12 protein-coding genes are annotated in these 14027 nt (G+C 61.8%); 9 read left to right on the top strand and 3 right to left on the bottom strand.

Annotated features, from left to right (window positions below; genetic code table 11):
• Positions 1-64 precede the first annotated feature (64 nt).
• The gene (locus DOCECA_RS04120) at positions 65-628 is read left to right on the top strand and encodes an NAD(P)H nitroreductase (protein ID WP_434562958.1); all 564 of its coding nucleotides are present in this window, start codon (positions 65-67) and stop codon (positions 626-628) included.
• Between the two features lie 193 nt (positions 629-821).
• Here the strand turns inward: DOCECA_RS04120 and DOCECA_RS04125 are convergent, their stop codons facing one another.
• From DOCECA_RS04125 to phhA, 3 genes are all read right to left on the bottom strand, one after another.
• Positions 822-2015 carry an amino acid aminotransferase gene (locus DOCECA_RS04125; RefSeq protein WP_445571486.1) on the bottom strand — a complete coding sequence of 398 codons (1194 nt, stop codon included), beginning with the start codon at positions 2013-2015 and terminating at the stop codon, positions 822-824.
• Positions 2015-2371: a 4a-hydroxytetrahydrobiopterin dehydratase gene (locus DOCECA_RS04130; protein ID WP_420767404.1), complete on the bottom strand. Its 357-nt coding sequence runs from the start codon at positions 2369-2371 to the stop codon at positions 2015-2017. Before DOCECA_RS04130 ends, DOCECA_RS04125 begins: the two co-directional genes overlap by 1 nt.
• Positions 2372-2470: 99 nt before the next feature.
• On the bottom strand, positions 2471-3256 hold the full coding sequence (gene phhA, locus DOCECA_RS04135) for a phenylalanine 4-monooxygenase (protein WP_434650302.1): 786 nt from the start codon (positions 3254-3256) through the stop codon (positions 2471-2473).
• 385 nt (positions 3257-3641) lie between these two features.
• Here phhA and DOCECA_RS04140 point away from each other — a divergent pair, with 385 nt between their 5' ends.
• From DOCECA_RS04140 to DOCECA_RS04175, 8 genes are all read left to right on the top strand, one after another.
• Positions 3642-5204, top strand: a complete 1563-nt coding sequence (locus DOCECA_RS04140; protein WP_445571487.1) for a sigma-54-dependent transcriptional regulator — start codon at positions 3642-3644, stop codon at positions 5202-5204.
• 336 nt (positions 5205-5540) lie between these two features.
• Positions 5541-6278 carry a flagellar basal body rod protein FlgF gene (locus tag DOCECA_RS04145; protein ID WP_003199043.1) on the top strand — a complete coding sequence of 246 codons (738 nt, stop codon included), beginning with the start codon at positions 5541-5543 and terminating at the stop codon, positions 6276-6278.
• Positions 6279-6327: 49 nt separating this feature from the next.
• Complete coding sequence (gene flgG / locus DOCECA_RS04150; RefSeq protein ID WP_186610404.1) at positions 6328-7113, top strand: flagellar basal-body rod protein FlgG; 786 nt, start codon at positions 6328-6330, stop codon at positions 7111-7113.
• Positions 7114-7185: 72 nt separating this feature from the next.
• The gene (gene flgH, locus DOCECA_RS04155) at positions 7186-7881 is read left to right on the top strand and encodes a flagellar basal body L-ring protein FlgH (RefSeq protein ID WP_420767402.1); all 696 of its coding nucleotides are present in this window, start codon (positions 7186-7188) and stop codon (positions 7879-7881) included.
• A 45-nt stretch (positions 7882-7926) separates the two neighbouring features.
• Positions 7927-8997, top strand: a complete 1071-nt coding sequence (locus tag DOCECA_RS04160) for a flagellar basal body P-ring protein FlgI (RefSeq protein ID WP_170847652.1) — start codon at positions 7927-7929, stop codon at positions 8995-8997.
• A gap of 14 nt (positions 8998-9011) precedes the next feature.
• The gene (gene flgJ / locus DOCECA_RS04165) at positions 9012-10310 is read left to right on the top strand and encodes a flagellar assembly peptidoglycan hydrolase FlgJ (RefSeq protein WP_445572145.1); all 1299 of its coding nucleotides are present in this window, start codon (positions 9012-9014) and stop codon (positions 10308-10310) included.
• 10 nt (positions 10311-10320) lie between these two features.
• Positions 10321-12387 (top strand): flagellar hook-associated protein FlgK, encoded by a 2067-nt coding sequence (gene flgK, locus DOCECA_RS04170; protein WP_420767401.1) that lies wholly within the window; start codon positions 10321-10323, stop codon positions 12385-12387.
• A 13-nt stretch (positions 12388-12400) separates the two neighbouring features.
• Positions 12401-13966 (top strand): flagellar hook-associated protein 3, encoded by a 1566-nt coding sequence (locus tag DOCECA_RS04175; protein ID WP_434562966.1) that lies wholly within the window; start codon positions 12401-12403, stop codon positions 13964-13966.
• Positions 13967-14027 lie beyond the last annotated feature (61 nt).

The raw sequence follows: 14027 nt of genomic DNA on the forward strand, positions 1-14027 counted from the left end.
TTCGGGCTAACGGATTGACGGAACAGCCACTAGAATAGCCGAACATTTTTCCAGGAGGTCGCCGATGCAGGCTTTAGATGCTTTGCTCAACCGTGTTTCCGTGCCACGCCTGGTTGACCCGGCGCCCACGCCGCAACAGCGCGAAGTCATGTTCGCGGCCGCGATGCGCGCGCCCGACCATGGCCAGTTGCGCCCGTGGCGGTTCCTGACGGTGGAGGGGCAGGCACGCCATCGCATGGGCGAGCTGTTGGCCGAAGCAGCGCGCTTCAATGATCCGCTGGTGCCCGAAGCCGTCGTGGAGAAAGCCCTCAACGGCCCGCTACGGGCGCCGCTGGTGGTGGTAGTGATTGCGCGGTTGCAAGACCATTTCAAGATTCCAAAGCCTGAACAATTGCTGGCGGCAGGCTGCGCGGCACACGGCATTCTGCTGGCCGCTTATGCACAAGGGATAGGCGGCGTGTGGCGTACGGGTGAGTTGGCTTACTCGCCGCATGTGGCCCGGGGCCTGGGGCTTGAAGACGGCGAGGAGGTGATTGGTTTCCTTTACCTTGGCACGCCGCAGAAAGAGGCGCGCACGGCACCACAGGAAGATATCGGGCGGTTTGTTCGGGCCTGGACGGGGGAATAACTTCTCAAGGGCGGCGGATGACTCGAGGCTGTTTGGATCCATCGTGGCGAGGGAGCTTGCTCCCGCTGGGCGGCGAAGCCGCCCCAAAGTGTCGAGCAGAGACAGCCTGACAATCTTAAGCTTCTACTTTAGGGCTGCTGCGCAGCCCAGCGGGAGCAAGCTCCCTCGCCACGAGACCAGCGGCGACAGAAAGCTACCTGCAAACATCCGCAATCGCCACCGCCAGCGCATCCAGGCGCGTCGCATCGATGCCGGCCACGTTGGCCCGGCCGGTGCCGACCATATAGACGCTGTGGCGCTCGCGCAGCTGCTTGACCTGTCCCGGTGTCAGGCCGGTGTAGGAAAACATCCCGCGTTGCACGCCGATATGGGCAAAGCGCTCACGCAAGCCATGGGGTTCGAGCGCTTCCAGCAGGCCGCTGCGCAGTTGCGCGATGCGCAGGCGCATGGCTTCCACTTCGTCGGCCCACAGGCCCCTGAGTTCCGGATTGCCGAGGATCGTCGCCACCACCGCCGCGCCATGATCCGGCGGCGTCGACCAAAGGTTGCGGGCGATGTTGGCCAGTTGGCTGCGAATGTCGACCAGTTTGTCGGCATCGCGGGCGCAGACAATCAGCGCACCGGTGCGGTCGCGGTAAAGGCCAAAATTCTTCGAGCAGGAACTGGTGACCAGCACCTCGGGCAACGCTTCGGCAAACAACCGCACGGCCCAGGCGTCCTGCTCCAGCCCGTCGCCGAAGCCCTGATAAGCGAAATCGATCAACGGCAGCAGGCCACGGCTGCGCACCACTTCCAACACCTGGCGCCATTGCTCGTGAGACAGGTCGAAGCCGGTCGGGTTGTGGCAGCACGCGTGCAGCAACACCACATCGCCTTTTGGCACCTGGCCCAGGTTGGCGAGCATTGCCTCGAAATCCAGGCGGTTGTCGGCGCCCACGTAGGGGTAATGACTGGCCTTGACGCCCGCGGCGGCGAAGATGGTTTCGTGGATCGGCCAGGTCGGGTTGCTCAACCAGACACCACGGCCCGGCAGGCACTGGGCGATGAAGTCGGCGCTCAAGCGCAGGGCGCCGGTGCCGCCTGGGGTCTGGGTGGCACCGGCGCGTTTGCCGGCGATCAACGGTGAATCGGCGCCCAGCACCAGCGCATTCATCAATTGGCCGAACGCGGCGTCGCCATGACCGCCGATGTAAGTCTTGGTGGACTGGCGATCCACCAGCCACTGCTCGGCCTGTTTCACTGACTGAAGAATCGGCGTCAGACCCTGGGCGTCCTTGTAGACACCAACGCCCAGGTCGAACTTGCCAGGGTTGCTGTCCGCCCCGTAGGCCTCCATCAGGCCCAGGATCGGGTCGCCGGGCACGCGGCCGATGGCATCGAAATGCATTACTTGCGGCCCTCGGCGGTCTTGGCCACTTCGTCGGTGCGAGCGGCCATGATGAAGTCGTTGCGGTGCAGGCCCTTGATCGAATGGCTCCACCAGGTGACGGTGACTTTGCCCCACTCGGTGAGCAGGCCCGGGTGATGACCTTCGGCCTCGGAGATCTCGCCGACGGCGTTGGTGAACGCTAGGGCGTGCTTGAAATTCTTGAACAGGAAAACCTTTTCCAGCTGCATCACGCCGTCGCGCACTTCGATGTTCCAGTCGGGAATCTGCTTGATCAGTACTGGAAGTTCTTCGTCGCTGACCTGTGGGGCATCGGCGCGGCAGGCTTCGCAATGGGCTTGGTTCAAAGTGGTCATGGTGGGTTCCCGGATCGGATATTTGGAAAACGTCGATGCAGCCACGCTAAAGCAAAGTCGCGAGGCGCAACAGACTCAATTGGAATCAAAACCAGCGGTTCACGCGGCTTTCGGTGGAAATTTCGGTGCGTGCAGGCCCAGTTCCCGCCCGCGCTTGACCATTCCCATGATGTCTTCGTGGGCCAGATCGAACAGGCGCTTGAGCTCGGGCAGCACGAAGTACACGGGTTGCAGGATGTCGATGCGGTAAGGCGTGCGCATGGCTTCCAGCGGATCGAAGGCCTGGTGCTCCGGCTCGTCTGACAGGCAGTACACGGTTTCCTTGGGCGACGAGAGAATGCCGCCGCCGTAGATGCGCCGGCCTTGCGGCGTCTGCACCAGGCCGAATTCGATGGTCATCCAATACAGACGCGCCAGGTAGACGCGTTCTTCCTTGGAGGCCTGTAGGCCGAGTTTGCCGTAGGTGTGGGTAAATTCAGCAAACCAGGGATTGGTCAGCAGAGGGCAGTGACCAAAGATCTCGTGGAAAATGTCCGGCTCTTGCAAGTAGTCCAGTTCTTCACGGGTACGAATAAAGGTCGCCACCGGAAACTGCTTGCTGGCGAGCAACTCGAAAAAGGTCTGGAAAGGGATTAGCGCGGGCACCCGGGCGACCTGCCAGCCCGTGGTCTCGCCCAGCACTTTGTTGACTTCCTCCAGCTGCGGGATGCGGTCATGGGGCAACCCCAGCTTGTCGATACCGTCCAGGTACTCCTGGCACGCACGGCCTTCGATGACTTTCAGCTGGCGGGTGATCAGCGTGTTCCACACTGCGTGTTCTTCAGCGGTGTAGTGGATAAAACCTTGCGCATCGGGCTCGCGGGCCACGTATTGCGTCTGCTTCATGCTGCTCTCCTGCTGATATCCCTCAAGGGGAAGATTTGTTTGTTGTTATCTCCAGCGATGCATAAGGGATAACCCAAACCAGGGGCAGGCGCAGCAGGGCTAGCTGGCCGAACAACCGCCAGTCATGCATAAAGTGTAAAGTTTACGTTACGTATTCTGGCGAGTCTCGGTGTTGCAGGTATTTTCGGCTGGGAAAGGTCCTCAAACTGTCACATAATCTTGACGGCTATTTGCGCCGCAGCGCAGAAAACTGTGGCGAGGAGCTAGCTCCCGCTGGGCTGCGCAGCAGCCCCAAAAAAACAGGGCCGCTTCGCGCCCCAGCGGGAGCAAGCTCCCTCGCCACAATGAATCAAACAAACCTTAAGTGAACAGCATCGGGCCTCTCATGCGTATCAAAGTCCATTGCCAGAACCGCATCGGCATCCTGCGGGACATTCTCAATCTGCTGGTGGAATACGGCATCAACGTCGCCCGGGGCGAGGTCGGTGGCGAGCATGGCAATGCGATCTACCTGCACTGCCCGAACCTGATCAACATCCAGTTCCAGGCGTTGCGTCCGAAGTTCGAAGGCATCGCCGGGGTGTTCGGCGTCAAGCGCGTAGGGCTGATGCCGAGCGAGCGTCGGCACATGGAGCTCAATGCCTTGCTTGGCGCCTTGGAGTTTCCGGTGTTGTCCATCGACATGGGCGGCTCCATCGTCGCGGCCAACCGGGCGGCGGCGCAGTTGCTCGGGGTGCGGGTCGACGAGGTGCCGGGGATTCCCTTGTCCCGCTACGCCGAGGACTTCGACCTGCCGGAACTGGTGCGCGCCAACCAATCGCGGATCAATGGCCTGCGGGTCAAGGTCAAGGGCGATGTGTTCCTGGCGGACATCGCGCCGCTCCAATCGGAGCACGACGACAGCGAGGCGATGGCCGGCGCGGTGCTGACCTTGCACCGCGCCGACCGGGTGGGCGAGCGCATCTATAACGTGCGCAAGCAGGAACTGCGCGGCTTCGACAGTATTTTCCAGAGTTCGAAGGTAATGGCGGCGGTGGTCCGCGAGGCCCGGCGCATGGCGCCGCTGGACGCGCCGCTATTGATAGAAGGCGAAACCGGAACCGGCAAGGAATTGCTGGCCCGTGCCTGTCACCTGGCAAGCCCACGGGGGCAATCGCCGTTGATGGCGCTCAACTGCGCCGGATTACCGGAGTCCATGGCCGAGACTGAACTGTTCGGCTACGGGCCCGGCGCCTTCGAAGGGGCGCGGGCCGAAGGCAAGCTCGGGCTGCTGGAGCTGACGGCGGGCGGTACGCTGTTTCTCGACGGTGTCGGAGAAATGAGTCCGCGCTTGCAAGTGAAATTGCTGCGTTTCCTACAGGACGGTTGCTTCCGCCGCGTAGGCAGTGACGAAGAGGTCTACCTGGATGTCAGGGTGATCTGCGCGACCCAGGTCGATTTGTCCGAACTCTGTGCCCGGGGAGAATTCCGTCAAGATTTGTACCATCGCCTGAATGTGCTTTCTCTGCACATCCCGCCGCTGCGCGAATGCCTCGACGGGCTGGCCCCGCTGGTCGAGCATTTCCTCGACCAGGCCAGTCGCCAGATTGGCTGCCCACTGCCAAGACTGGCCCCAGCGGCGATGGACCGGCTCAGTCATTACCACTGGCCAGGCAATGTCCGGCAACTGGAAAACGTGCTGTTCCAGGCCGTTTCCCTATGCGACGGCGGGAAGGTCAAGGCCGAACACATTCGCCTGCCGGACTACGGCGTGCGCCAACCCCTCGGTGACTTTTCCCTCGACGGAGGGCTGGACGAGATCGTCGGCCGTTTCGAGAAGGCCGTGCTCGAGCGCCTGTATTCCGAACACCCGAGCAGCCGGCAACTGGGCAAGCGGCTGGGGGTTTCCCATACGACGATTGCCAATAAGTTGCGTGAGTATGAGGTGGGCAAAGAACCCGGCATGTGATGATAGACGCTTCGTGGCGAGGGAGCTGCTCCCGCTCGGTTGCGTAGCAATCGCCAAAAGTGTGGGGCCGCTACGCCCGAGGCGTCGGACCGGCCCAGCGGGAGCAAGCTCCCTCGCCACGGGGCGTCTATTTGATCAGGTTAGGCGGACACTTGCCGTAAGCGGCACGACACCGCCGGTTTTTCGTCTTCGATACGTTTCCATAATCCCTTTCAATTCCGCCAAGCCCTTTATTTACCGGCCCCACCAGCGTCAGAAATAAGTTGGTCTGCAATTTGCTTAAGGCTGTGCAACACAGCAGTGGGCGGCAAACGTCCGGCATGCAGAGGAACGACAGTGGACAAGTACCTTTATGTGGCAATGACCGGCGCCAGCCAGAACGCACTGGCGCAACGGGCCCATGCCAACAACCTGGCGAACATCTCCACCAATGGTTTTCAGAAAGACCTGGAGCAGGCACGTTCGATGCCGGTGTTCGGCGACAGCTTTCCGGCGCGGGCGTTTGCCATGTCCGAGCGGCCTGCCACTGACTTCACCCCGGGAGCACTGGTTGAAACCGGTCGCGACCTGGACGTGGCGGTCAGCGGGCCGGGCTGGATGGCCGTGCAGAATCCCGACGGCGGTGAAAGCTACGTGCGTACCGGCAGCCTCAACGTTGACGCCCTGGGTGTGCTGCGGGCCGGCAACGGCATGCCGGTAATGGGCAATGGCGGTCCGATCGCCGTGCCACCAGAGCAGAAAATCGAAATCGGCCAGGACGGCACCATCAGCATTCGCGCCATGGGCGAAGGCCCGCGGGTGATGGCTGAGGTGGACCGAATCAAACTGGTCAACCCTGACCTCAAGAACATGACCAAGGGCCTCGACGGCTCGATCCGTACCAAGGACGGCCAGCCCGCGCCCATCGATGCCAACGTACAACTGGTGTCGGGCTTCCAGGAAGCGAGCAACGTCAATGCCGTGGATGAAATGACTTCGGTGCTGGCCCTGGCCAAGCAGTTTGAGCTTCACGTCAAGATGATGAACACCGCCAAAGAAGGCGATGAGGCCATGGCTCGGGTCTTGCAGATCTAATCACTAATTACAGCGCTGCGCCGAAAAACAGGCGTGAGAGGAGAATCGAATGCTTCCGGCTCTTTGGGTTGCCAAAACAGGTCTGTCCGCCCAGGACACAAACCTGTCCACCATTTCCAACAACCTGGCGAACGTCTCGACCACGGGTTTCAAACGTGATCGCGCCGAGTTCCAGGACCTGCTCTACCAGGTAAAACGCCAGCCAGGCGCCCAGTCGACCCAGGACAGCGAATTGCCGTCGGGCCTGCAAGTGGGTACCGGTGTGCGCATCGTCGGCACGCAGAAAAACTTCAACGCCGGCAGCCTGCAGACCACCGAGCAGCCGCTGGACATGGCCATCGACGGTCGCGGTTTCTTCCAGATCCTGCAGCCGGACGGCACCACGTCCTACACCCGTGACGGTACCTTCCACCTCGATTCCAATGGCCAGATCGTCAACGCCAGTGGTTTCGCCCTGGAACCGGCCATCATCATCCCGAACGATGCCCAGACCTTCACCGTGGGCCGCGACGGCACCGTGTCCATCACCGTGGCGGGCAACCCGGCCTCCCAGGTGATCGGCAACCTGCAGACCGCCGATTTCATTAACCCGGCCGGCCTGCAAGCGGTGGGTAACAACCTGTTCATGGAAACCGCTGCCAGCGGCGCGCCACAAGTCGGCACGCCTGGCCTGAACGGCTTCGGCACCACGCTGCAGAACACCCTGGAAACGTCGAACGTGAGCACCGTTGAGGAGATGGTCAACATGATCACCACCCAGCGCGCCTACGAGATGAACTCCAAAGTCATCTCCACCGCCGACCAGATGCTCTCGTTCGTCACGCAGAACCTGTAATCGCGTCGCAACATTCGTCATCACGTAGACAGGGCGGCTCCAGGGTCGCCTGCAACACCAAGAGGTAGGGTCATGAATCGCTTCGTATCTGTTCTGGCATTGAGTGGGATCACCGCATTGGCGGGCTGTGTCGCGCCAACGCCAAGGCCCAATGACCCGTACTACGCTCCGGTGTTGCCGCGCACACCGTTGCCGGCGGCGGCCAATAACGGTTCGATCTACCAGGCCGGTTTCGAGCAGAATCTGTACAGCGATCGCAAGGCTTTCCGGGTCGGTGACATCATCACCATCACCCTGAACGAGCGGACCCAGGCCAGCAAGAACGCCAACTCGCAGATCGACAAGACCAGCGAGACCAGCGTCGGCCTGACATCGCTGTTCGGCTCGGGCCTGACCACCAACAATCCGATCGGCAGCAACGATCTCAGCCTCAACGCCGGCTATGGCGCCGACCGTGCCACCAAGGGCGACAGCAAGTCGGGACAGAGCAACAGCCTGACCGGTTCGATCACCGTGACGGTGGCCGACGTCCTGCCCAACGGCATCATCGTCGTACGGGGTGAAAAGTGGCTGACGCTCAACACCGGTGACGAACTGGTACGCATCGCCGGCATGGTTCGGGCCGATGACATCGCCACCGATAACACCGTTTCGTCCACTCGCGTGGCCGATGCGCGCATCACCTATTCGGGCACTGGTGCCTTTGCCGATGCGAGTCAGCCAGGTTGGTTCGACCGCTTCTTCCTCAGCCCGAAGTTCCCTTTCTAGGTGATCAAGTTGAATCTTAAACAGCTGTTGATCGGTGCCCTGGTGATGTCGGCAGCCTTCAGCGCTCAAGCCGAGCGCCTGAAGGACATCGCCAGTATTTCCGGCGTGCGTTCCAACCAGTTGATCGGCTACGGCCTGGTCGTTGGCCTCAATGGCACCGGTGACCAGACCACACAGACACCGTTTACCCTGCAGACCTTCAACAACATGCTGTCGCAGTTCGGCATCAAGGTGCCGGCGGGCTCCGGCAACGTGCAGTTGAAAAACGTTGCGGCGGTGTCGGTCAGTGCCGATCTGCCGGCCTTCGCCAAGCCCGGCCAGCAGGTGGACATCACCGTTTCGTCCATCGGTAACTCCAAGAGCTTGCGCGGCGGCACCTTGTTGCTGACCCCGCTCAAGGGTATCGACGGCAACGTCTACGCCATCGCCCAGGGCAACCTGGTGGTGGGCGGTTTCGATGCCGAAGGGCGCGACGGTTCGAAGATCACCGTCAACGTTCCGTCGGCCGGGCGCATCCCTGGCGGCGCGTCGGTTGAACGTGCGGTGCCGAGCGGTTTCAACCAGGGCAACAGCCTGACGCTGAACCTCAATCGTTCCGACTTCACCACGGCCAAGCGCATCGTCGACAAGATCAATGACATGCTCGGCCCAGGCGTGGCCCAGGCAATCGACGGCGGTTCGATCCGCGTCACCGCGCCACTGGATCCGAGCCAGCGGGTCGACTACCTGTCGATCCTGGAAAACCTCGAAGTCGACCCGGGCCAGGCGGTGGCGAAAGTCATCATCAACTCGCGCACCGGCACCATCGTGATTGGCCAGAACGTCAAGGTTTCGCCAGCCGCCGTGACCCACGGCAGCCTGACCGTGACCATCACCGAAGACCCGATCGTCAGCCAGCCGGGCCCATTGTCCAACGGCCAGACCGCCGTGGTCCCGCGTTCACGGGTCAATGCCGAGCAGGAAGCCAAGCCGATGTTCAAGTTCGGTCCGGGCACGACCCTGGATGAAATCGTCCGGGCGGTGAACCAGGTCGGCGCGGCACCGGGCGACCTGATGGCGATTCTCGAAGCCTTGAAGCAGGCCGGCGCGTTGCAAGCCGACCTGATCGTGATTTAAGGAAAGCGGTCATGGTGGATATGCGCAAAGGCGCCTTGATCAGTGGGGATTCAGCGTCCTATTCGGACCTCAATCGCCTCAATCAGCTCAAGGTCGGCGACAAGAACAGCGAAGGCAACCTGCGCAAAGTGGCGCAGGAGTTCGAGTCGCTGTTCCTCGGCGAAATGCTCAAGTCCATGCGTTCGGCCACCGAGGCCCTGGGCAAGGACAATCCAATGAACACGCCGGAAGCCAAGCAATACCAGGAAATGTACGACCAGCAGTTGGCCGTTTCCATGTCCCGCGAGGGCGGCGGTATCGGCCTGGCTGACGTGCTGCTGCGCCAGATGTCGAAGAACAAACCGCTGGCCTCGGGCGAGGCGGCCACCTTATCGGCCGCCAAGCAGCAAGAGGCGCTGGACAAGGCCAAGGCGCCAGTACCCACGCCTGTGGCGGCCGGAACGCTGCCCGACGGGCCGTTGTCGCGCAGCAACGGCCAGCGCCCACTCTGGGCGTCGCGTGCCGTGAGCGCGCCGCAAGGTGCCGAGGGCATTCACCGTAACGACATGGAATTGATCAACCAGCGCCGCCTGGCCCTGCCACCGAAACTCGCCGACCGCTTGCTCGCGGGGTTGGTGCCTTCGGCATCGGTCAGGCCTGAAGCGATGGCGCAGAACGTGTTGCCTGATCGCGCCATTGCCGCCGTCAAGCCGGCTTCCGGTGAGCTGGCCAACGGTGACTGGCTGGCCGCGCTCAAGGCTGCCGAGCCCAAAGGCGACATGCAAGTCTATGGCCGCGCCGTGGCCCAGCCACCGTTGGCGCCGGCGCGCAAGGCCTTCCGCGATGCCGATGAATTCGTCAACGCCATGCTGCCAATGGCCAAGGAAGCAGCGGACCGTATCGGCGTCGACCCTCGTTACCTGGTGGCCCAGGCTGCTCTCGAAACCGGTTGGGGCAAATCGGTGATGCGCCAGCCCGATGGCAGCAGCAGCCACAACCTGTTCGGCATCAAGGCCAGCGCGAACTGGAAGGGCGATTCGGCGCGGGCGATCACCAGCGAATTCCGCAATGGCGAGATGGTCAAGGAGACGGCCGAGTTCCGTTCCTACGCCTCGTACCGTGACAGTTTCCATGACCTGGTCAATCTGCTGCAAAGCAACAGTCGCTATCAAGCTGTGCTGAAGTCGGCCGATAACCCGGAACAGTTTGTACGCGAGTTGCAGAAGGCCGGTTACGCCACCGACCCGAACTACGCCAGCAAGATTTCGAACATAGCCCGGCAGATGACGAGTTACCAAAACTACGCTTCGGCTGGTGCCACCACGACTTTATAAGGTCTGAACCATGAGTTTGCTCAATATCGGGATGTCGGGTCTGTCCGCAAGCCAGACCGCACTGGTGACCACGGGTAACAACATCGCCAACGTCGATACCGCAGGGTATTCGCGTCAGCAGACCGTGCAGACCACCAAGGCGTCGAACCAGTACGGCAACGTGTTCATCGGCTCCGGCACGACCCTGGCGGACGTACGCCGGGTCTACAACTCCTATCTTGAAGCGCAACTGAAGACCACCACCTCGCTCAACAGCGATGCGGCGGCCTACCAGGGGCAGATCACACCGCTTGATTCCCTGCTGTCGGACAGCGGCACTGGCCTCAACGGCGCGCTGACCAAGTTCTTCGCCTCGGTGCAGAACGTCAACGCCAAGCCGGGCGACGACGCCTCTCGCCAGTTGCTGCTCAGCGATGCACAGGCCTTGAGCAACCGTTTCAATTCGGTAGCCAGCCAGTTGACGGCGCAGAGCGAGAACATCAACGGCAACCTGTCGAACATGGTCGAGCAGATCAACAGCCTGGCCACCACGGTCGCCCAGCTGAACAAAAAAATCGCCGAAGTCTCCAACGCCGGCGGCGCGCCGAACGACCTGCTCGATGCCCGCAGCGAGACCATTCGCCAGCTGTCCACCTTCACCGGCACTCAGGTCGTGGAGAACGGCAGCAGCCTGGACATCTACCTGGGATCCGGCCAGCCACTGGTCATGGGCAATATCACCAATAAACTGGAAGCGGTGCCGGACAAGAACGACCCCGGTCGCATTGGCATCCAGCTCAACAGCGGCTCCAGCGTCATGGACATCACCCAGGTGATGACCGGCGGTGAAATCGGTGGCCTGATGCGCTACCGCAGCACCGTCCTCGACCCGGCCATGAACGAGCTGGGCCGTGTGGCGCTGGTCGTCGCCGACCAGATGAACAGCATCCAGGCCTCGGGTATCGACAAGAACGGCGCATTCGGTTCCAACCTGTTCAGCAGCATCAACAGTGCGGCCCAGATGAGCCAGCGCAGCGTTGCCTCGCTGGGCAACAGCGCCGGGTCCGGCAACTTCAACGTGTCGATCGAAGACACGGGCAAGCTGACCACCAACGACTACAAGATCACCTTCACCAGCGCCACCGACTACACCGTCCAGCGTCTGCCCGATAACACGCCGATGGGTGCGTTCAACACCGCGACCACGCCGGCACCGGTGGTCGATGGTTTCTCGCTGACCTTCGCCAACGGCACCGCGGCCGTCGGTGACTCGTTCAAGATCACCCCGACCCGCAACGCCGCGGGCAGCATCAAGACCGAGATGACCGACTCCAAGCGGCTGGCGATTGCCGCGCCGCTGGGCGCCGCCATCACGCCGGGCGGCAGCGGCACGCTGACCATTCCGGCCAGCGGCCAGCCGACCATGACCACCAAGCTGGACATCTACGACGAAGCCACTACCAGCATCATCCAGAACGGCATCAAGAATTCGATGCCGGTCAAAGTGGTGTTCGGGGCGACGTCGGCCGGTGGCACCAGCCAGGCTTATCAGTTGCTCGATGCCAAGGGCGGCGTGATCAGCAGTGGCACCATCAAACCCGGTCAGAGCAACACCCTGAGCCTGAGCGTTCCGCTCAAGGACGCCACCGGCGCCCCGATCATGGATTCGTCCGTACCGCCGGTGCAGCGTACCGTCACGTTCGATATGTCCATCGCCGGCGCGCCTTCCGACGGTGCCGGCATCGATATAAGCCTCAGTCAGCCTGGTAGCCTTGATAACCGTAACGGTACCGTGCTCGCTGGCTTGCAGACCGCCAAAACCGTGGATACCGGTTCGGCCAGCAAGGGCATTTCCTTGAACGATGCCTACGGCAAACTGGTGGAAGGCGTCGGTGCCAAGGCCGCCCAAGGCAAGCTGGACAGCGCCGCCACCGGCGCGATCCTGGACAACGCCAAGAATGCCCGCGACTCGCTGTCGGGCGTTGACCTGGATGAAGAGACCGGCAATCTGGTCAAGTTCCAGCAGTACTACACCGCGTCTTCGCAGATCATCAAGGCTGCGCAGGAAATCTTCAGCACATTGATCAACAGTCTTTAAGGAGCCGTAGCCCATGCGCATTTCTACTTCTCAGTTTTACGAAAGCACGGCTGCGAACTACCAGAAGAATTTCGCCAACGTGGTCAAGACCAGCGAAGAGGCCAGCAGCCTGGTGCGCGTGAACACCGCCGCCGATGATCCGGTGGGCGCTTCGCGTCTGCTGCAATTGGGTACCCAGGCTTCGATGCTGGCCCAGTACGAAACCAACGCCAACACCATCAAGGCCACCCTGGGTACCACCGAAGCGGTGATGACCAGCATCGGCAACGTGCTGCAGCGCGCCAAGGAACTGGCTGTCGGTGCCGGTAACGCCGGTTACACCGACGCTGACCGTCAGGCCAACGCTTCGGAGCTGGCGCAGATCGAAGAACAGTTGCTGAGCCTGATGAACAGCAAGGACGAAAACGGGAAGTACATCTTCTCCGGTTCCAAGGGTGACACCGTCCCGTTCACCCGCAACACCGATGGTAGCTACAGCTACAACGGCGACCAGGTGACGCTCGACCTGCCGGTCGGTGACACCATGTCGATGGCCACCAACAGCACCGGCTGGGAAGTGTTCCAGCAAGCCGTCAACACCAGCCGCAGCCAGGTCACTCGGACCGCGCCGCCGGTGGATGACGGGCGCGTGGTCTTGTCCGACGGCCAGGTTTCCTCCAGCGTTAGCTATAACAGCAAGTTCCGCAGCGGCGAGCCGTACACCGTGGAGTTCACCAGCGGCACGCAACTGAGAATCACCGACTCGCTCGGCAATGACGTGACCGCCGAAGCGAGCCAGGGCGGCGCGTTCGACCCTAACAGCAAGAGCGGGCAGGCGGTCCAGTTCCGTGGTGTGGAGCTGACCCTGAACATCAATCTGCAAACGGGCGATGTCCCTGGCACGGTGTTGCCAGGCCATACCTTCACCCTGGCTGCCAAGCCGGACACCTTTGTTCCGATGCGCAGTCCTGGCAACCCGACCGCGGTGCAAGTCACCGGCAGCGAAATCACCGATCCGGTGGCCTACCACGCTAGTTTCCCTACGGGGGCGGCCGTGTTGAAGTTCACCAGCGCCACCGATTTCGACCTTTACGCAGCGCCGCTGACCGCTAACAGCCAACCCGTGTCCAGCGGCACCCTGGCCGGTAACGTAGCCACCGCTTCGGGCGTGAGCTTCACCCTGGACGGCACGCCAGCCGCAGACGATCAGTTCAGCATCGCGGTCAACACCCACGAAACCCAGAACATCCTGGACACCGTGAATCAGCTGAAAACCGCGTTGAACACACCGACCAACAACGATCCGATAGCGTTGCAGAAACTGCAGGCTTCGCTGGCGTCCGGCATCGGCAACCTGGCAAGCGGCACCGATCAATTGTCCAGCGCCCTGAGTTCCGTGGGTGGTCGTGGTGCCGCTCTGGACACCCAGAGCGACACCAACCAGAGCTTGATGCTGGCCAATAAACAGACCCAATCGTCGATCCGTGACTCCGATTCGGCCGAGGTATTAACCCGCCTGACATTGCAACAGACCATGCTGCAAGCCTCGCAACTGGCGTTCAGCAAGATCGCCCAGTTGGGTCTGTTCAACAAGATCTGAGCCGGTATCGACCGAGCCGCCAACCGTCTTTTTTTAAGCGGTTCCGGGGCTCCGGCCTGAA

This window comes from Pseudomonas sp. E102 (assembly GCF_052660185.1).